The sequence below is a fragment of the Spirosoma koreense genome, assembly GCF_054777875.1.
Genome location: NZ_BAAHAC010000005.1, coordinates 370,227 through 390,555 on the forward strand (window position 1 = coordinate 370,227; position 20,329 = coordinate 390,555).

Annotated in this window: 16 protein-coding genes; 9 read left to right on the forward strand and 7 right to left on the reverse strand. The window is 53.7% G+C overall.

All coding sequences use genetic code 11. The annotated features are described in order from the left end of the window. Positions 1–20: 20 nt before the first annotated feature. Positions 21–890, forward strand: a complete 870-nt coding sequence (fdhD, locus tag ACYVC2_RS07330; RefSeq protein ID WP_461101653.1) for a formate dehydrogenase accessory sulfurtransferase FdhD — start codon at positions 21–23, stop codon at positions 888–890. A 67-nt stretch (positions 891–957) separates the two neighbouring features. On the opposite strand, the gene ACYVC2_RS07335 is transcribed toward fdhD, so the two are convergent. After that, positions 958–1,827, reverse strand: coding sequence for a diacylglycerol/lipid kinase family protein (locus ACYVC2_RS07335; RefSeq protein WP_461101654.1), 870 nt, complete (start codon positions 1,825–1,827; stop codon positions 958–960). A 48-nt stretch (positions 1,828–1,875) separates the two neighbouring features. On the opposite strand from ACYVC2_RS07335, the gene ACYVC2_RS07340 reads away from it, so the two are divergent. Then, positions 1,876–2,937: an App1 family protein gene (locus ACYVC2_RS07340; RefSeq protein ID WP_461101655.1), complete on the forward strand. Its 1,062-nt coding sequence runs from the start codon at positions 1,876–1,878 to the stop codon at positions 2,935–2,937. 31 nt (positions 2,938–2,968) lie between these two features. Further along, positions 2,969–5,278 (forward strand): FdhF/YdeP family oxidoreductase, encoded by a 2,310-nt coding sequence (locus ACYVC2_RS07345; RefSeq protein WP_461101656.1) that lies wholly within the window; start codon positions 2,969–2,971, stop codon positions 5,276–5,278. 1 nt (position 5,279) lies between these two features. Here the strand turns inward: ACYVC2_RS07345 and ACYVC2_RS07350 are convergent, their stop codons facing one another. Continuing rightward, positions 5,280–6,047: a class I SAM-dependent methyltransferase gene (locus ACYVC2_RS07350; protein WP_461101657.1), complete on the reverse strand. Its 768-nt coding sequence runs from the start codon at positions 6,045–6,047 to the stop codon at positions 5,280–5,282. Between the two features lie 198 nt (positions 6,048–6,245). Here ACYVC2_RS07350 and ACYVC2_RS07355 point away from each other — a divergent pair, with 198 nt between their 5' ends. Beyond that, positions 6,246–7,700 (forward strand): GWxTD domain-containing protein, encoded by a 1,455-nt coding sequence (locus ACYVC2_RS07355; protein ID WP_461101658.1) that lies wholly within the window; start codon positions 6,246–6,248, stop codon positions 7,698–7,700. A 106-nt stretch (positions 7,701–7,806) separates the two neighbouring features. After that, entirely contained in the window at positions 7,807–8,601 is a 795-nt protein-coding gene (rlmB, locus tag ACYVC2_RS07360; protein WP_461101659.1) for a 23S rRNA (guanosine(2251)-2'-O)-methyltransferase RlmB, read from the forward strand. Between the two features lie 122 nt (positions 8,602–8,723). Here rlmB and ACYVC2_RS07365 read toward each other — a convergent pair whose 3' ends face one another. The 5 genes from ACYVC2_RS07365 to ACYVC2_RS07385 all read right to left on the reverse strand — a co-directional run bounded on the left by ACYVC2_RS07365 (position 8,724) and on the right by ACYVC2_RS07385 (position 14,279). Beyond that, on the reverse strand, positions 8,724–9,908 hold the full coding sequence (locus ACYVC2_RS07365; RefSeq protein ID WP_461101660.1) for a sialidase family protein: 1,185 nt from the start codon (positions 9,906–9,908) through the stop codon (positions 8,724–8,726). Between the two features lie 28 nt (positions 9,909–9,936). After that, on the reverse strand, positions 9,937–12,351 hold the full coding sequence (locus ACYVC2_RS07370) for a TonB-dependent receptor (protein WP_461101661.1): 2,415 nt from the start codon (positions 12,349–12,351) through the stop codon (positions 9,937–9,939). Between the two features lie 161 nt (positions 12,352–12,512). Continuing rightward, positions 12,513–12,827 carry a DUF3817 domain-containing protein gene (locus tag ACYVC2_RS07375; RefSeq protein WP_461101662.1) on the reverse strand — a complete coding sequence of 105 codons (315 nt, stop codon included), beginning with the start codon at positions 12,825–12,827 and terminating at the stop codon, positions 12,513–12,515. Further along, positions 12,824–13,294 (reverse strand): hypothetical protein, encoded by a 471-nt coding sequence (locus ACYVC2_RS07380; protein WP_461101663.1) that lies wholly within the window; start codon positions 13,292–13,294, stop codon positions 12,824–12,826. The genes ACYVC2_RS07375 and ACYVC2_RS07380 overlap by 4 nt, the downstream gene beginning before the upstream one ends. Before the next feature lie 70 nt (positions 13,295–13,364). After that, positions 13,365–14,279, reverse strand: a complete 915-nt coding sequence (locus ACYVC2_RS07385; protein ID WP_461101664.1) for an AraC family transcriptional regulator — start codon at positions 14,277–14,279, stop codon at positions 13,365–13,367. Positions 14,280–14,595: 316 nt separating this feature from the next. Here ACYVC2_RS07385 and ACYVC2_RS07390 point away from each other — a divergent pair, with 316 nt between their 5' ends. The 4 genes from ACYVC2_RS07390 to ACYVC2_RS07405 all read left to right on the forward strand — a co-directional run bounded on the left by ACYVC2_RS07390 (position 14,596) and on the right by ACYVC2_RS07405 (position 20,327). Next, the gene (locus ACYVC2_RS07390; RefSeq protein WP_461101665.1) at positions 14,596–15,114 is read left to right on the forward strand and encodes a cupin domain-containing protein; all 519 of its coding nucleotides are present in this window, start codon (positions 14,596–14,598) and stop codon (positions 15,112–15,114) included. Positions 15,115–15,177: 63 nt separating this feature from the next. Next, on the forward strand, positions 15,178–16,215 hold the full coding sequence (locus tag ACYVC2_RS07395) for an aldo/keto reductase (protein ID WP_461101666.1): 1,038 nt from the start codon (positions 15,178–15,180) through the stop codon (positions 16,213–16,215). A 118-nt stretch (positions 16,216–16,333) separates the two neighbouring features. After that, the gene (locus tag ACYVC2_RS07400; RefSeq protein ID WP_461101667.1) at positions 16,334–16,690 is read left to right on the forward strand and encodes a VOC family protein; all 357 of its coding nucleotides are present in this window, start codon (positions 16,334–16,336) and stop codon (positions 16,688–16,690) included. Between the two features lie 151 nt (positions 16,691–16,841). Continuing rightward, entirely contained in the window at positions 16,842–20,327 is a 3,486-nt protein-coding gene (locus tag ACYVC2_RS07405) for a PAS domain-containing sensor histidine kinase (protein WP_461101668.1), read from the forward strand. Positions 20,328–20,329 lie beyond the last annotated feature (2 nt).

The window sequence follows — 20,329 nt, forward strand, 5'->3', positions numbered from 1 at the left end:
ACCAGAAAATAAGCGTACGTATGGCACTCGTTGCACCCGTTATTATTCAGAAAGTTGTCGGCGCAAGCCTGGCAGAGTCCCCTGATCTGCTGGCTGTCGAAGAGCCTCTCGAAATACGATTGGGGTTTGGTCCCATGGATGACCGGCAGCAGCGAGCCGTTTCGGTAACGATGCGGACGCCCGGCCACGACGAAGAACTGGCCATGGGGTTTCTGTTTACGGAAGGGATCATCCAGCAACCCACCGACATTATTTCGTGTCGCCATTGTGTGCAGGATGCGCAGAAGGAGGGAAACGTGCTGCGCGTCGAGCTGCATCCGGAGGTGATCGTCGACTGGTCGCGGCTTTCGCGAAACACGTTTACGTCGTCGAGCTGTGGTTTGTGCGGAAAAGCCACTATCGAAGCGGTCATGGCCCTGTCGCCTGGTCCTATCGAATCGACTTTCCGGCTTGAGTCTTCCATACTGCATGCCTTGCCGGAACGGATTCGGGAGACGCAGCGCGCGTTCGCTCATACGGGCGGGATTCATGCGGCTGCGCTGTTCGATGCCACCGGTAAATTGCTGCTGGTGCGCGAAGACATCGGTCGCCACAATGCGCTGGATAAACTGATCGGGGCGGCTTTCTGGCAAAACTGGTTGCCATTAGCTCAGTACGGTGTTTTTCTGAGCGGCCGAATCGGAGTCGAGCTGATCCAGAAAAGCTGGCTGGCTGGCGTACCACTCGTAGCCGCCGTTGGGGCTCCCTCAAGTCTGGCGGTGCAGATGGCGCAGGAAGCCCAAATGACCCTGGCTGGGTTTGTTCGCAACGAACGCTTCAATTTATACACCGAACCTGAGCGGATAGACGGGGTAGGGCAGAGGGCAATGGGTGAGGGACATAGGGCGTAGGGTATACCTAATTTCACTGTTTATTCCTGTACCCCTCACCTCTTTGCCCCGCGCCCTCAGCCCCATGCTAAACAGCCGGTACCAGCATGGTCAGCGCACCGGGTAAAATCTCCGCTTTCAGGGTCGTGATTCGACCGCCGTATTCGCCGTCGATCTGAAAGTAAGCCCGCCGGTGCGTTTCGATCAGGACCGATGTAGCCGGGTAAATTTCTATATTTTTCGAATCGAAGGGGCGAAAGCGCCAGAAGAGCTTCAAAATTTCGATCAACGTCAGACGACGGAAAATAACCACTTCGAACTGCCCGTCCGATGGGTCGCCATCGGGATTGATGACGGCTCCCGTACCGTACATACGGGCATTGGCCAGCACCACCATCAGGGCGGCCCGCTGAACGCAATCCTCGTCAACCGTAACTGAAACACGGAGCAAACGCCGTTTTTTCAGGACGTTGATGACGCTGCGCAGGTAGCCGAATTTGCCCCGCAGGTTATTCTTACTGTAGTATTGTACGACCTGCGCATTCAGGCCAATATCGCTCAGGTGCAGGCATATGTCTCCGTCGTTAATCGAAATAAGATCGACCGGCTTCGGTACGCCATGAACGAGTACGTCCAGACTGCCGTCTACATCGGTCGGAATGCCCAGCTCGCGAGCCATGCCGTTGGCCGAACCTGTTGGTAACAGGCCTACGGCAATATCCTGGTTCATAACCTGTTCGGCTACCAGCTTGAGCGTGCCGTCGCCCCCAACGGCGACGACCCGGTCGGGCTTGTGCTTCGCCAAAGCCTGCCGGATCAGCTCGGCGTCGGTTTTGCCATTGAGATAGATCTGGTGGATGGTATGGGGGGTGTTCGAAAAGTACGTTTTAATGCCGTCTTCCCAGCTCGTTTTACTCTGTCCACCCGAAACTGGGTTAATAACAAATAAAAAAGTCAACTTCTGCGTGAATTACAGGTTATAAATAGCGTGTACCGGCCAATCATCATGGAAATCGTACAAGCCCCATCGATACATAAACCAACGAAAAGCCTGAAAGATAAGCTGAAGCGTTATTTTTTAAGATGGCTTCACCTGACCGACCGCCCGGTAGTGAAAATATATCGGGGATATGCCAATGATAATCAACTCGTTATTCACGGTAGCGTGTTTCGCCGAAGTGCGTTGTCGCGGCAAAAATATCGGAGTAATGTGTGGGTCAATGTGTTGGGACTAGTCCGTCTGTTCCTGGTAAAGCCCGCTGCGATGGTTAGCATTCGGGTGTGGATGGACGACCAGTCGGTCCGGGCCAAAACGGATGAAGGCGGTTATTTTCGGGTGGAGATGCCGTTGTCGCAACCGCTGCCTGCCGGCTGGCACCCGGTTCGGGCCGAGCTCATGGAGCCCCATTCGGAAACAGCCGTGGGGGAGGGGCAGGTGCTGGTGCCGCATCCGACCCCGTTTGCCTGTATTTCCGACATCGACGATACGTTTCTGGTCTCTCATTCGGCCCGATTGGGTAAACGACTGAAGGTCCTGTTGACTAAAAATGCGCATACCCGAAAACCGTTCGAAGGTGTTGTGGCTCATTATCAGCTACTCGCTGAAGCCAGCAGCGGCTCAGGCGCTACGAATCCGTTTTTTTACGTATCGAGCAGCGAGTGGAATCTGTACGATTACATTCTGGAATTTTCGAAAAAGAACGGGCTGCCCGACGGCGTGTATCTGCTGAGCCCCCTGAAGCAGTTTCGTGAACTGCTCAAGACGGGACAGAACAAGCACATGACGAAGTTCATACGGATCGTACGGATTCTGGAAATGTATCCGCAACAGCAGTTCATTCTGCTGGGCGACGATACGCAGGAAGACCCGGTGATTTATGCATCGGTAGCAGAGCATTTTCCGAACCAGATTCGCTGCGTGTATATCCGCCAGGTACACGGAAAAAATCAGCCTAAAACGCGGGAAATCCTGAACCGGATCGAGGCCGTCGGTATACCCTGTTGCTACTTTGCCCACAGTGCCGAGGCCCGGCAGCATTCCCTGACCATTGGATTGATAGCTTCCTGAAAACACCATAAAACCTACTAAGCTGCCCCAAATGAATCTGAACACGCCCCCTGAAGAACTCACCGGCGAACTGGAAATCGATAAGCCGTATGACGAAGCGGCTGGTTTACCCGCCATCGTTTCGTCGTTTAAGCATGTTCTGAACGGAACAGGCGTGGCCCGTGGTTGGAAAGCGCTCATCAACCTGAATCAGAAAGACGGCTTCGACTGCCCGTCCTGTGCCTGGCCTGATCCCGACGGGCGCCGGTCTGGGCTGGCAGAATATTGCGAAAGTGGTGCTAAAGCCGTTGCCGACGAGGTGATGGATAAGCACACGGCTTCACCTGTGCTGTTCCAGCGCTATTCGGTGGCCGAGTTGCGGCAAAAATCCGACTTATGGCTGGGGCAGCAGGGGCGTCTGACGCAACCGATGGTCCTGCGACCCGGCGCCACGCACTATGTACCCATCGACTGGACGGAGGCTTTTCGGCTCATTGCTGACCAGCTCAACGCACTCGATTCGCCCAACGAAGCCATCTTTTACACGTCGGGCCGCACCAGCAATGAAGCGGCTTTTCTGTACCAGCTGTTTGTTCGCATGTTCGGTACGAACAACATGCCCGACTGCTCGAATATGTGTCACGAATCGACCAGCGTGGCCCTGGCCGATTCCATTGGCCTGGGCAAGGCTTCGGTCAAATACGAAGATTACGAGAAAGCCGACGTGATCATGATCATGGGGCAGAATCCGGGTACCAACGCCCCGCGCATGCTGACGCCCCTCGAAACCGCCAAACGCAACGGGGCTAAAATCATCGCGGTCAACCCATTGCGCGAAGCTGGCTTGCTGGCGTTCCGGAATCCGCAAAGCCCGCGCGATATGCTGTTGGGGGGCGAAAAAATGACGGATGTGTTCCTGCAGGTACGGATCAATTCGGATCTGGCGCTGCTGAAGGCAATGGGTAAGCTCCTGCTGGCGGAAGAAAAAGCCAATCCGGGAAAAGTGCTGGACCAGGATTTTATTAAAAACTACACGGCTGGCTACGACGCTTACGTCAACAGCCTCGACCACTTCGAACTAAACGACCTGGCGGCTCAGTGCGGGCTGACCGTGGCGCAGATTCAGGAAGCCGTTGATCTGTTCAAATTTACGCCCCGGTTGATCATCTGCTGGGCTATGGGCCTGACTCAGCACCGGAATGCCGTCAGCACCATCAACGAAGTCATCAATCTGCTGCTGCTGAAAGGCAGTATCGGTATCGAAGGAGGTGGGGCCAGCCCGATTCGCGGCCACAGTAACGTTCAGGGCGATCGGACAATGGGCGTTTGGGAGAAACCGAAGCCTGAGTTTCTGGATGCGCTCAAGCGGGTGTTTGCGTTCGAGCCCCCGCGTGAAGATGGTTTCGACACGGTCGGTGCCGTCAAAGCCATGCATGAGGGAAAAGCGAACGTATTTTTCGGGCTGGGTGGAAATTTCGCCATGGCCGTGTCGGACACGAATTTTACGGCCGAAGCACTGCGTAAATGTAAGCTAACCGTTCATGTATCGACCAAACTGAACCGGAGCCACCTGAATCATGGTCAGACAGCCCTGATTCTGCCCTGCCTGGGCCGTACAGACCGCGATATTCAGGCCACGGGTGAGCAGTTCGTCAGTTGCGAAAGTACGACCGGTGTAGTGGCTCAGTCACGGGGAGTAGTCGATCCGGTCGTTTCTACGCTCAAAAGTGAGGTGGCTATCATTGCCGAGTTGGCAAAAGCCACGCTGGGCAATCGGCTCAGCGTTAACTGGGATGCCTTCGTGGCCGATTACGACCGGATTCGCGATGCCATCGAGCAGGTTGTTCCGGGCTTCGATAAGTATAACGAACAGGTTCGTAAACCGGGTGGATTTTACATTCCGAACGGGCCGCGCATCCGGGAATTTAAAACCAGAGATGGAAAGGCGCATTTTACGATCAATGCACCCACGCACCACGAGTTGCAACCCGGCGAGTTGCTCCTGATGACCATCCGCAGTCACGACCAGTTCAACACCACCATCTATGGTAATACCGACCGCTACCGGGGTATTCACAACGAACGGCGGGTGGTATTCATCAACACCAACGACATGGCGAATCTAGGCCTGCGGGAAAAACAAGTCGTGGATCTGCACAGCCATTACGACGGCCAGCAACGGACGGCTCACCGGTTTATCGTCATCCCTTACGACATTCCGCGCGGTTGCTCAGCGGCTTATTTTCCCGAAACCAACGTGCTGGTGCCTATCGGTGAGGTTGCCGAAAAAAGCCACACGCCCATCTCGAAATCGATCGTGATCCGGTTGACACCAGCTGCGGAAGGCATGTACGATCAGTAGCCTACTTCGTGGCTGTGTAAAAGAAATCCAGGCTTCCGGCCGGGTCATTGCTGACGACGTAGTCGGTATAATCGATTTCGGCGGCCAGTCCATCGGCCTGCAGGAGCCGGTTGCGGTTCAGGCGGTTCATCAGATCATACGGCACCTGCAGGAGCCGGCGCGGCAGTCGGTATTGCAGGTTGAAAATATCGAAGCGGGTCAGCTTTTTGACCGACTCTTTGTTCTGCTCATAGTACGTCATGACCTTGTCGTTGCCGTGAATACCCCGTGTTTCAACGGTCGGAAAGTATTTCGCCATTAACGCTTTCAGCCCGTCGGCATAATACTCCCGAACGTGCCAGGGGTTTCGGGTGAGCGAGAAACTTTTATTGACCGTTGTCAGTAACAGTTTCCCGCCGGGTTTCAGGACCCGATAGGCTTCTTTAATGAACAGGTCGTCGTTTTCGATGTGTTCGATCACCTGAAACGTAACGATATAATCGAAGGTATTGTCGGCCAGCTTACTCAGCGGTGGGATATTGGCGGCTATGAACGTAGCCTTAGGGTATTCGGCGCTGAGGGCCGTAATTAGCTCCTGATTTTTGTCGATACCGGTATACTGATCGGCGGCTTTGGTCAGTAGTTCCAGGCCTCGCCCCCAGCCGCAACCAATTTCGAGTACGTTCCCCCGAACCATGTTGGCGGCTTCGACATACGGAAACAGCAGGCGCTGGTGAACGGGATTATCCGAAGCGATTTCGGCAGAGGTGATTTCGGTGGTCTTGTACATAGACTTGCAATTCAGTCGGTAAAATTAGTCTTTTGTGCTACCAAAGAAAAATACACCGGCTCCGTAGCCCGAACAGGCGTAATTTTTCGTTATAAGTAATGTCACAAATAGCGAATGATCAGGAACGGTGATCGCTTACCGAACCGTGAGGGACTACCAAAACTGATCTGAAGAAAATAAGCGTAGGAATTGTCGTTTATGCGTATTCTATCTGCTCTCTTTTTTATTGCAGTTGTATCGGCCTGCTCCAGCGCGAAAAAATCGCAGCAGGATCGAATCAATGCGGCTTATGATGCCCGTACGGAGGCCCAGCGAAATAAACCCCAGGTTCGGATTGCCGACGGACAGCCGGCTGGACGCACCGGGGCGCCAGCTAGCAGGACCGATTCCGGCGATTCGCGGCCCTCGACGGCCACATCACCCGCTCCGGTCAAAGTTATGGCGGACGGGCCACCGCTGGGGACGACTCCGACTGTTTCCGCCAAAACGACCGGTGAATGGATGGTTACCTCGATCAAAGGAAAATTTCTGGCGATCGATACCTCCAATGTTCGGATCTATATGGATCTGACGGCTAAAACGCCCACCGGAGAGCCCGTTCTGAACCCAACCGATTTTGCCGAACATTTCCTGATTGCCTACGTCATGTATCCGGATTACAATAACCGTGAGCGGCTGGGATACGGAACGGTTCCGCTCAATGCGCAGTCGGTAGGGCTGGATGGCGATCACCTCACGCTGACGTTCGACATTAAGCGGCCCAAAGAAGCGGCCAACGCGGTGTTGCTGACCGAGATCACAGAAACGAATTCGGGTACGAAAGCCCGCAACGATCTGCCTCTGCGCTTTCAGGCTACTAAGTTGAGCGATCGATTTATGCTGTTCAGTAAAATGGGGCAGCAGGCGCAGCTGCGTAATTACGTGAATGCGGGCGATACGGTAGTTATTCGCGATGTGAAAGGCACGAGTAAGCCTCTGTTCGGGGTTCGCTACCGACATGATTTCGATGCGGCTTCGTCGCCCATGAATACCTCGGCCCGTCCGGCATCCCGGTCGCTGACGGTCGATTCGACGCTGAGCATTAGCACTAACCAGCCGTTTGTCATTCCGCGCGAAGGCCTGTATTATTTTATGGAAGATACTACGGCCGAATCAGGTATCGGGCTGTTCGTCGCCGACAAACGATTCCCGAAAATGACCCGGCCTGAAAAGCTGATCAAACCCGTGCTGTACATGAGTACCAGCAGTGAAATCGGTGAACTGAATCAGGCACAGGATACTAAAAAAGCGTTCGACAAATACTGGCTGAGCCTAATGGCAGGCAATGAGGCCGTGGCCAAAAAGACCTTAAAAGCCTATTTCGATCGGGTGGAAGAAGCCAACCGGCTTTTTACTACCTACAAGGAGGGCTGGAAGACCGACAAGGGTATGATTTATATCGTGCTGGGAGCACCCGATCGGGTTCAGCGGAACCGGGAGCGCGAAGTATGGGTTTACAATCGCCGGGCCAATGTTTCGGAAGTGAATTTCACGTTCACCAAGAAACCCAATCAGTTCGTCGAGGATCATTATGAACTGGTACGGTATATCGAGTATCAGCCTATCTGGTACCCGATTGTCGAAGCCTGGCGCACCGGAGCCATCCGCGAATAAATGGTAATGAACAATGGATAATGAGTACTGAATAATGGGATTGTTCGCTACCTTATTCAGTACTCATTATCCATTATTCATTTTACATTATCCATTTCTTACTAAAATGCCTCAGCAGTTTAACCGTCCTCATCGTCCGCGTCCGCAGTTTCGTCCTCAACCCGACGAAATGGTATTTGGGATACAGTCCGTCATCGAGACGCTCCGCTCCGACCAGCAGATTGACAAACTCTACATGGAGAAAGAGCTGAGTCATCCCGAAATTCAAGGTCTGGCGTTTCAGAACCGAGTTACCATTCAGCGAGTACCCGTGGAGAAACTGGATCGGCTGACCCGCAAAAATCACCAGGGTGTGGTTTGTCTGGTGGCGCAGGTCCAGTACGTCAAGTTGTCGAACGTCATTGCCGATGTGTTCGAGCGGGGCGAAACGCCGTTTTTTCTACTCCTCGACCGCATTACCGACGTCCGAAACTTTGGGGCCATCGCCCGCACAGCCGAATGTACGGGCGTACAGTGCATCGTGATTCCGGGCCGGGGAGCCGCTGCGATCAATTCCGACGCTATGAAAACCTCGTCGGGGGCGTTGAATCATATTTCCGTTTGCCGTGAACCCGATCTGACCGAAACGGTGAAATACCTGCAGGAGTCGGGTATTACGGTTGTTGCCTGTACGGAAAAATCAAGCCGCGATTTGTACGAACGATCGACAGACCTGACCGGGCCTATTGCGGTCATCATGGGGTCTGAAGAAGACGGCATTTCGCCTGAACTGTTGCGGATGGCCGATACCCACGTGAAGATTCCTCTGCTGGGAGCCGTGGGTTCGCTCAATGTATCGGTGGCAACGGGAGTGGTACTTTACGAAGCCGTTCGGCAGCGAAGCCTGCGGGTCGAAGCGTAAGCAGGGCACGTTGCCTTAAGCTTATTTTTATGTGACCCCTTCGGGGTCACATATTTATAGTGGAATGTCTTTCTATAAATATATGACCCTGAAGGGGTCACACGAGAATCAGGTTGTGGACCTTATAGTTTCCGGAAGTTTTTGATCCGGTGAAACGTCAGGAAATTAGCGTCGTGGTTGTTGTGTGCGCCATCGGTTCCGTCGTCGAAAGCCGTGCGCGACAGAAAGATCATATCCTTACCATCAAACTGCCAGTCTACGTACTGAAACCCGTGTTTGGCTACGTCAGGGTGGCTTAGGATTACCTGCCGAACATCCCAGTGGCGTAAATCAGCCGAGCTGCATAAGGCCTGTGTATTCCGGATCGTAGCCGGATTTTTTCCCCGGTTCTGAATCTGCACTTCGGTCGGAATGTAGTTTGTCATCGTCCAGTACAAGTGCGTTTTGGGATCGTAGCGGACGCAGAATTTTTTGCTGCCCCCCGGCAGCGTGACAAAGTCTTTGGCCGGATCGAAGGAGGCTGTTTTTCCGTCGGCGCTAATCCGCACCAGGGCCGCTTTCTCATCCATCGACTGTTTATCATCTACCCGGAGCATGTCCAGCAGCCGTCCGTCTGGCGTAACCACGGCATTGCCTTCCAGCCAACCCCCAAAATGACCGTTGAGGTAAGTCGAATCGTAGCGCATGATGTTCGTTCGCGACCAGTTACGGGCGTTCAGCAAATCGGCGTAGACCGGAATAGAAAGCAGAAAAGCGCCGTAACGTTTCCCCCACTGCTTTATCGGCCCACTGGCATCTTCCATGGCCCGCCACAGCCGACCGTTGTATTCTACCAGCGGCATGGGCGCGCAGTGGTATTCGCCGGTCAGCAGCCGCCCGTTCTCCGAATTGCTGGGGTCCGACCAGGTTAGGCCGTCGTCCGTCGAGGTCCGGATGATCAGATTCCCATGGTGCTTGTCGGTACCCAGAAAATAGAGTTTTCCGCGATGAACGAATAACTTGGACCAGAACTGTCCAATAATGTCTGCTATGGGTGTCCAGGTCAGCCCACGGTCCTGCGAACGATAAATGCGGGAAATGGGTCGTTCAAACTCTTCCGACTTGGGGCCGAACAGATCATGCGAGGCCAGATAGGTACCATTCGGAAGTACGCAAAGACTGGGCGAACCCACGTACAGACCCGACGAGGCCGGGCTGTGGGCCACTACCGTGCCGGGCACCTGAGAGAAATCGGGTGTTTGCGCAACCAGGTTTTGCGCGAGGACAAAGACAAATAGAATAAGGAATGGTAGGTGTGTACGCTGCATAAATTCGGGACTCTATGGCCCAAGTTTACTAAAACTCGCCTTCATTCCCTTCTTTTTCTTTCTTCTTGGCCTGCCGAAGCCGGTAACTGAAGGTTAGATTGATCTGCCGGAGCCGATACTGTGAACTGCTTTCGGTGTAAAAATTCTCACCCTCGGTGATGGACCGATACCGACGTGAATTGAACACATCCAGGACGTTGAGCGTCAGGGTTCCGTTGTTGTTGAGCAAGTCTTTACTGACGGATAGATCGAGCGTAGCGAGCGCTTTCCGGCGTCCCTGGGGCGTTTTCTGAGGAGCTTCGTAATTTCCCCGCAGTTGTAAATCCAGCGATTTAGGCAAACTGAACCGCGAGATCATGCGGGTAAACCAGCTGTAGGTGTCGCTCTGATAGTTGACGTCGAGGTTGCTGCCGTTGGTGATGGCCCGGAAAAAATTAAAACTACCGTCGAGTTTCCACCAGGTAATGGGCGAGTACGAGCCCGCAAACTCAGCTCCGTAGGAGTTTTCGCTGGAGAGGTTTTCGGGGCGGGTCGTCGAATAACCCTGCTCATTTACCCGGCGAATCGACAGGATTTTGCCGTCTGTATGCCGATAATAAACCGCCGAACTGATCGATCCTTTGCTGAAATACTTGATGTGCCCGAGTTCGAACGCATTCGTAAACTCCGGATTCAGATTGGGGTTGCCGCTCCAGAAGTTTCGGTTGTCGCTAAAGGTCATGAACGGGCTCAGGTCGTTGTACTGCGGTCGGCGAATCCGGCGGCTGTAGCTGAGCTGCAGGGCGTGCTGGCGGGGCAGGTCGTAGGTGGCATGAACGCTGGGGAACAGGTTGGTATAATGCCGCGGATTAACGTCGTTGGTTCGGCGCAGGGTAGTCGTTACGTCGGTTTTTTCGGCCCGCAGCCCAGCCTGGTACGAGAACTTCCGCATTTTATTTCCCACGATTCCGTACAGCGCGTTGATCCGTTCCTGATACAGAAAATCGTTGACCAGCCCCGGCAACGGTGTCCAACTGCCGTCGCCCGCCTGTTGCGTCACCGAAAAATCGTTGGTCATGTCGCGCGTGCTGCTGCGCAACCCCGCTTCCAGTTTGCCGTTCTTGCTGAAGGGCTGCACGTAATCGACCTGCACCAGAAATTGCTTTTCGGTTTCGTCGTTGAGCGAGCGCTGCAGGATCGAGGGCGTCATCAGGGTGCTGCCGTCGGGCTGAAACGTCTGTTGGGTAAAATACTGGTCGGAGCTTTCCCAGTTGTCGAGGTAGCGCACATCCGCCGTAAGTTCGTGGCCTTCGCGCGCAAAGGAGCGCTTGTAGGTGAGGGCGTACTCGGAGTTGGGCTCGGTTTCAGTTTCATCCTGCGTCCGGTTAGTAATGCTTTTCAGGTTGCTGGTCGAAAACTGATAATCCCGGTAGGTGATGTCCGAAAAGCGCTTGCCCTTGCTCAGTCGCCAGGTATACGAGGCCGTCAGAACGTTTTTAGGGTTGAAAAAATAGTCGAGGCCGGCGCGGGCATTGTTGTTAATGCCCTTCTGGCTGGAGGTCGAATTTTGCTGGGTGATAAACGTCGAATCGTTGCGGTAGACTTCCTGATACATCGAACTTCGGCCGGGCGTGTTCCGGAACGAATTGGTGTAATTGATGAAGAAGTTCAGGTTTTTTCGCCGGTAGTTGACGTTGGCCGCCAGCCCGAAATTGGCCGGATAGCCCGTAATGATGTCGAATGAACCATTGATGCCTTCCCGGTGCTCTTTTTTCAGGACAATGTTGATGATCCCACCCATGCCTTCCGCTTCGTAGCGGGCCGACGGGTTCGTAATCACCTCCACGCGCTCGATGGCGCTGCCCTGCAACTGCTGTAAACCGCTGCCCCCCTTGAAACTGACCAGTCCAGAAGGCTTTCCGTCGATCAGGATCCGGACGCTGTTGCTGCCCCGGAGGCTCACGTTTCCTTCGGCATCTACCGCTACCGACGGCACATTACTCAGAATATCAGCGGCTGTTCCTCCGGCGTTGGCCAGGTCTTTGCCCACGTTGAATATTTTCTTATCCAGCGCCAGTTCCATCCGGCTGCGTTCTCCTTTGACCACCACCTCCTCCAGTCGTTTCGAACTGGATTTCAGCACGATCTTTCCCAATGCGATGGGCTTGTCCGTCACCTGAATGCCCGAAAGTCGCTTATCCTGATACCCCACCACACTAATTTTCAGGAAAAAAGCGCCCGGCTTACTCCGAATCTCGAATGCGCCGGATTCATCCGACAGGGCGCCGGTGATCAGGGTCGAATCGGCTTTCTGAAAGAGCGCAACGTTGCCGAACGGGACGGGTTTGTTCTGCTCATCGACCAGCGCCCCCCGGATGGCTAGCTGATTGTCGGGTTTTGTTTGTGCAAGCAGGAGTAGAGGAAACAGACACAGAACGAGTAGCTGAGTAAATTTTTGATGCATACGGAAGGGTCATTATGGCTACGATTCGGCGGAATGCGCTGCCATCAGGTTGTTTTTAGTAAAGGCAGCGGAACCCTGATTCTCCTTTGACTCAAAAACAAAATTCCCCCGGTTCACAGTAGCATGAACCGAGGGAACGACCCAAAACCGAAATGGCTAAGTCAGTCGACCGAATCGATTTTACTGAGGATCTTTTTGTCGATGTAAAACGTCCCGAACGGAATCATGCAGGCCAGCAGTACTTTCCAGGTGGTGGTTTTAAACTTCCAGTGACGCTCCACGCCGACGCTCAGGGTGTTGAAAACGAAGAGCAGAAACAGCATGCCGTGAATCGGCCCAATGGATTTTACCAAAGCCGGGTTGCCGTACAGGTGCTTGGCTGGCACGGCAATGCCGATAAGCAACAGCAGAGAAAGCCCTTCCAGTAGGCCGAGTAAGCGCAGACGCCCGATGTTTGACGTAAAAAAGTGATTCATAGTGAAAAGGATCGAAAATAAGGTCGATGAGCAAGGGGAGAAAACGGCCAGGGAATAGCCAGAAAGATCAGCACCAGTGCCACAGAAAACCAGACCAGCATCGTCCGGAATTTTTCGCGGTCAGTTGGTCGGCGTTTGGCCAGCGCCGACCCGACGGTGATCAGAACGATCGACAGGAGCATGATCAGGATATGAACAAGCCCAAAGAATGTGAGGTCGATGCGCTGGATTTCCTGGCTGAAGTTAGCGAAAAAATACTTGATGATCGGACTGGTAAAATACAGCGTAAAACCCAGGACCAGTTGAATATGGGCGATCGTGGCGGTCCAGTGCCGAACGGAATTGTCGATCTTCAGGAATGGGCTATTGGACATATACCCCCTATAGGCCCTTCCGATGGCGTACAGCAGACTTCCCAGCACCAGCCAGCGGAAAATAGAATGAAGAACCAGCAGCCACGAATACATTTCTTTGTACTATTTACGGTACAAAGGTCAGGACGACGCACGGTCTGGATTAGGACAGATAACGCCGATACTAGGACATTTCAATCATCCGCCGGAATGCCACCGGGGTAATGCCTTCGTATTTTTTGAACAACCGGCTGAAATACGAAGCATCGAAAATACCGACTTCGGCGGCCACTTCACTCACCGACAGCTTGCTTTGATGGAGCAGTACTTTCGCTTCCAGCACGATAACTTCGTCGATCCACTTGGTCGGTGTTTTGCCCGTTATACTCCTGACGGCTTTGTTCAGGTGATTGGGGGTAATGTTCAGCAGCGAAGCGTAATCGGTTACCCGCTGGTTGGTTTTAAACGTTGAGAAGAGGAGTTCCTTGAACCGGTTGGTGAGCGCCACTGCGTTCGTCTGCGTGCTGCTCGACAGAGGCTTGTATACCTGGTTGATTTCGCAGAGCAGGGTAATGAAATTTGGCTGGATAATATCTGGATTGCGCAGGCCATGCGCCGAATACTCCAGCAAAATCCGGTTGAACAAATGGGCGACAAACCCGGATGTTTGAGGGTCGAGGCTAATGCGCGGATTGCCCCATACGTCCAGAAACTCGAACTCTTTGAGCAAATCGGCCTTCCCGAACTTGCCGATGATCATGTCGTTGTGAAAATTGCACAAAAACCCCTGATTCAGATCCAGGTTCGCGAAGGAGAACACCTGCCCCGCCGGAACCACCAGGCATTCATCTTTGAATATGGTGTAGGTTTCGCTACCGATGGTCATGATGGCTTCGCCATCGGTCAGGTAAATCAGCGTGTGGTTCGTACTGCGAACGGGCGGCACCGGCAGTTTGATCAGGCGGATCAGCTCTTCGACTTTAACGATAAAAAACTTACCGAAGTCGGTTTTCAGCAGCGCGTCGACTTTCTGTTCGGGCTGGATGTAGCTTTCGCGAAACGATTCGACGCTATGAATTTTTATCCGGGTTTTCGTCATGGAATTCTTCAAACCAACGGCAAATTACGGCCAAATGTACCTAATCGTTACCAACGGCTGCTCACCGCAATCTTAGCCGGTTAATCCCACGGATATAGAAACAGGAAGCCGGAATCTGTGGTTTCTAGCACAAAGCGTGTGGTTATCGTCGGCGGCAGCGAAATTTAGTACGGAACCCATGCTCAGACGTACGTTTATACGACACCTTTGTGTAAAAAAAGCTACTACTGAAAACGAACGTTATTGATCCGATAGTTTTATGAACCGAACCGAATTTCTGCTCGGCGGCTTCCCTGTTTTGTTCGCATTGTCAGCTATGAACTCTAACGACATTGAGCCCGAAACGTTTCTATTCACCGACGACGGCCAGATTCCGAACAGCAAGTACCCGTTGCTGCTGTACCGACAAGCCCTGCAGGCCACCGGTTCGGCCGGCGCGTTGGGGCTGGAAGAGGTGTTTGCGGCCAACAACTGGACCAATTCCTGGCGGAATGGCGTCTTCCCGTATCATCATTATCACAGCATCACCCACGAAGTGCTGGGCGTTTACAGCGGTTCGGCGCGGCTGCAACTGGGGGGCGAAAAAGGCCTGGACGTAACCGTTCGGGCGGGCGACATCATTGTCATTCCCGCGGGCGTAGGGCACAAAAAGCTGGAAGCATCGGCCGATTTTGGTGTGGTAGGGGCTTATCCCGACGGGCGGATGTATGACGTGCTGCGCGGACAAGCCGGCGAACGCCCGCAGGCCGATAAAAACATAGCCGCTGTTCCGATTCCGGCTACTGACCCGCTGCTGGGCCGGAAAGGGGGCGTCGTCGAATTCTGGACACCGTAACCTCAGAACGTGAACTAACCTGCCACCAACGAACGAGAAGCATTAAAACCAATACAACCGATTATGGAATACAGACAATTAGGAGCATCGGGGCTATTCGTGCCGGTGTTGAGTTTCGGTACCGCCACGTTTGGTGGGCATGGCGACTTTTTCAAAGCCTGGGGCAACACCCAGGTCGACGAAGCAACCCGTCTGGTCGATCTCTGCCTGGATGCGGGTGTCAACCTATTCGATACGGCCGATGTGTATTCGAGCGGGGCGTCGGAAGAAATTCTGGGGAAAGCCATTTCCGGCAAGCGCGATAAAGTACTGATTTCTTCCAAAGCCACGTTCACCTTTGGCGAAGGCCCAAATAATCAGGGCTCTTCCCGCTATCATCTGCTGAGGCAATGCGAAAGCAGCCTCAAACGGCTGAACACCGATTACATCGATATTTATCACATGCACGGCTTCGACGGCAATACGCCCGTCGAGGAAACGCTCCGTACGCTCGATGATCTGGTGCAGAGTGGCAAGGTGCGGTACATTGCCTGCTCCAATTTCTCCGGCTGGCATCTGATGAAATCCCTGGCGGTTTCTGAAAAATACGGCTGGAACCGCTATGTAGCGCACCAGGTGTATTACTCGCTCGTAAACCGGGAGTACGAGTGGGAACTGATGCCGCTGGGGATCAACCAGAACGTTGGTGCTTTTGTCTGGAGTCCGCTGGCTGGTGGACGGTTAGGCGGGCGCTATGGCCGAAACAAGCCGAAACCTACCGAAGGACGGGTGGTAGAAGGCGGCAGTCCGGTACCGCAGGCCGTCGTGCCCGAAGAAACATTCTTCAACATTACCGACGCCTTGGAGGAGATAGCCGCCGAAACGGGTAAATCCGTAGCGCAGATATCGCTCAACTGGTTGCTGCACCGGCCCACGGTGTCGAGCATCATCATTGGAGCTCGCAATGAAGATCAGCTTAAGCAGAATCTGGATGCGGTCGGCTGGAATCTGACCGTCGAGCAGATCAAGAAACTGGATGCGGCCAGCGACGTACCGACCATTTATCCGTATTGGCACCAGCGCCAGAACCTGACGCTGAACCCTACTCCGAAATTTTATTGAGGAGTCAGGCTTCCTGTAGCGCGGGTGGAAACCCGCGCTACAGGAAGCCAACCCCGCCGAGGTCACATGCTGGCCTGACTAGTGAGCTATTGATTAAGTTAAATTTAAATTCATTCTCGTGATTCAATTCAAACGCCTGGACCATATTCTTATTTGTATCCCGGAAGGCGCAACGGATCAGGCGCGTAGGTTCTACCGTGATGTACTGGGCCTGGTCGAAATTCCGGGTAACCACCCGAGTGGAGCTATCTGGTTTCAGGCAGGTGATATTGAGTTACACCTTCGCGAAGAAGCCGGAAGTTCGTATTCCAAACGCCATCCGGCTTTTGAAGTGGCCGACCTGCAGGAGGCCCGGCAAACGTTGACCGACAAAAACATTACCCTCGACTACTCTTCGGAGATCGATGGCCGCGACCGGTTTTTCTTCCGCGATCCGTTCGGAAATCGCTTTGAACTTCTTCAATTTATTGACTGACAGGTTTTTGTCATTGATAGCGACCGTGGTTTCTACGGAATAGGCAGGTGTGCCATTGCTTTTAGCAACGAAAACCTGTTGCCTAAACGCGCAGATTGACACTATAGGCTCTATCTTTATAGACGCAAAATCAGTTTGTAAAAACACACTCTTGAACACAAATTCTATAGTGCCCGGCGAATTGTTCGAGTTATTGACAAAAGCAACCCGGGATGCCGTTTGGAATTGGGATCTGGAAGCTGATACAGTATGGTGGAATGAAGGCTTCTCCACCCTGTTCGGCTATGAGCCCAGAGGCAGTCAGAGCGTGGAGGAGTCGTGGGTAAGTCGTATCCACCCCGCCGACCGGGAGCACGTTTTACACAGTATTCATCAGGTGATCGATGGGGGAGGCACCAACTGGTCCGATGAGTACCGGTTCCGGCGGAGCGACGGCACGTATGCAACGGTTTATGACCGTGGCTACATCCTGCATCGCGACGGAAAGCCCCTGCAGATGGTGGGGGCCATGCAGGATGTCTCAGAACGGGTTGCGCTGCAGCGGGCTTGCGAGGAAAGCGAAGAGCGGCTGCGGTTTGCGCTGAAATCGGCCCAGCTAGGAACCTGGGAACTGGATATCGTTCAGGGAATCGTCACCTGGGACGACATGTGCAGGGAAATATTTGGCCTTTCCGGCTACGGCACCACTGTTTATGTCGATACCTTACGTTACCTGCATCCAGACGACCGGGGCCGGGTCGATAATGCCATCCAGTGGGCGCTGAAGCCAGAGTCGGGGGGGCATTATGATGTTCGCTACCGCATGATCGGCGAAGACGACGGCAAGCTACGCTGGATTCGTTCGATCGGCCAGGCGCTGTTTACCGAAACCGGGCAGGCATATCGATTTTCGGGAATCGCTCAGGATATCACGGCTGAAATGGTTGCCCGCGAAAAGTCGACGCTGTCGGAGCAGCAGGCCAAAATGGCCCTGGAAGGATCGGGCGCGGGCTCGTTCTCGGTCGATCTGGCCACCGATGAAATAATTTACTCCCCGGCTTTTGCCCGGATCGTGACGGGCGAGGAAACGCTCGGAATCGCACGTGATGCCCTGAAAGAGTACGTTCATCCCGACGATCGTCACCTCCGGGACAAAGCCTACGAAAACGGCGCTCAAACGGGCTCCATTACTTACGAAGTACGGTTTATCTGGGCCGATGGATCGATCCACTGGGTCAGAGTACTGGGGCAATATCTATTTACGAAAACCGGAAAACCGGTTTCCTTTTCGGGAATTGCTCTGGACGTGACCGAGCAGCGAGAAAAAGCCCGCGCCCTCCGCGAAGCCGAAGAACGGTTTGGGATTGCGTTTGCCAACACTACGGTGGGTATGGCCTTTACGGATGAGCAGGCCAATTTCACCGTTGTCAACGAAGCGTATACACAACTGACCGGTTACTCGGCAGACGAATTGTGTAAGCTGAACAGTATCGAACTGACCCATCCCGAAGATCGCGAACAAAATCGGCGGTTATTTCGGGAAGTCGTCGAGGGTAAGCGCCCGTTTTTCAATCTGGTGAAGCGCTACATCCGGAAAGACAACGCATCGCGCTGGGTACAGATGAACGTAACGCGTCTGGTCGATTCGCAGGATAAAGACCAGAGCATGGTTATCATTGCCTACGACATCAGCGAGCGGGTCGAAGCCGAAGCCCGCTTACGGGCCAGTGAAGAACGGTTCCGAAACATGATTACCCAGGCTCCGGTAGCGATCGGGATTCTGAACGGGCGGGAGATGGTCGTGGAAAGCGCCAATACGGCCATGCTTGAAATATGGGGCAAAGAGGCATCCATCATCGGCAAGCCACTCCTTCGTGCCCTCCCCGAAATTAAAGACCAGGGTTTTGTCCAACTCCTGGAAGAGGTTTACGATACGGGCGTTGCGCACTACGGTTTTGCTACCCTGGCCTGGCTTTATCGTAAGGGACAACTGGACGAAGCCTACTTTAATTTTGTGTACGCTCCGGTGCAGGATGAGACCGGGCTGGTGAGTGGCGTGATGGTTATCGCTACGGAAGTGACCAGCCAGGTCGAGGCCAAAAAAGCCCTGCAGGAAAGTGAACAACGGTTTCGGAATCTGATTGCCGAAGCGCCGGTGGCCATCAGCCTGTTCGTTGGACGCGACATGGTGGTAGAAATGCCCAACGAAAAAATGCTGCGATTCTGGGGTAAAGATGCGTCGGTGACGGGTAAGCCCCTGCGCGAAGCCCTACCAGAATTACAGGGGCAGCCCTTTCTCCAGATTCTGGATGATGTATACACGACCGGAAAAGAGTACAGCGCTCAGGAGGCCCGGGCCGAGCTGGAAGTAGGAGGAGCGCTCAGAACCTACTACTTCAATTTTACCTACAAACCTTTGCGCAATGCCGAAGGGCAGATTTACGCCATCGTCGATATGGCTATCGACGTAACGGAGCAGGTGCTGGCGCGCCAGGCTATCGAAGAAAGCGAACAGAGGTTCCGGACACTGATGGAAGCGATTTCGCAGATGACCTGGACCAATACCCCCGACGGCGAAGTGAATTTTTATAATCAGCGCTGGTATGAATACACCGGTTTGACGGTCGAGGAAACCAGATCGGTCGACTGGCTGACCACGATTCATCTTGACGACCGGGAGCATTTCCTGACCACATTCAGAAAAGCCCTGGCCGACGGAGCGATTTTTGTGGTCGAGAGTCGGTACCGTCGGGGTACCGACGGTATGTACCGCTGGCATCTGAACCGGGCGTTACCCATTCGGGACGAAACCGGTGCCATACGGCTCTGGGTCGGTACGGCCACCGACATTCATGAGCAGAAGCAACTGGCTGCTAACCTCGAACAGGAAATTCAGGCACGGACGGAGCAGTTGGTAGCCTCGAATCAGGACCTTCGGCGCTCTAACGAGAACCTGGAAAAGTTCGCTTACATTGCCAGCCACGATCTTCAGGAACCACTGCGTAAAATCCAGTCGTTCGGTGATATTCTGAAAAGCCAGTATGCAGATCGGTTAGGCGAGGGAGCTGGTTATCTGGAGCGTATGCAAACGGCTTCCAGCCGGATGTCGTTGCTGATCAAAGACCTGTTAACGTTTTCCCGCATTTCGACCCGTCAGGAAGCGGCCGATCCGGTGCCCCTGGATCGGGTTGTTTCCGACGTGCTCGATACCCTCGAAATTGCTATCAGGCAGACAGGCGCGCAGCTAGAGATCGATCCGCTGCCGATTGTATCGGGCAATGAGTCGCAACTCCGGCAACTATTTCAGAATCTGCTGAGTAACGCGCTCAAATTTCAGAAAACAGGTGTCGTACCGATCGTTCAGATCAAGGTCAGTACGGTCATGGCCAGTGCGCTTCCCAAAACGGTTAAGCCTACCCGGATGGCAGCCGCTTACCATCTGATTCGTATCATCGACAACGGAATCGGTTTCGACGAAAAATACATCGATCGCATCTTCCAGGTCTTTCAGCGATTACACAGCCGAAACGAATATGCCGGAACGGGTATCGGGCTGGCTATCTGCGAAAAAGTGGCCGCCAACCATGGCGGGACCATTACGGCTGTCAGTCAGTTAGGGCAGGGAGCTACATTTATGATTTATCTGCCCATTACGTAGCC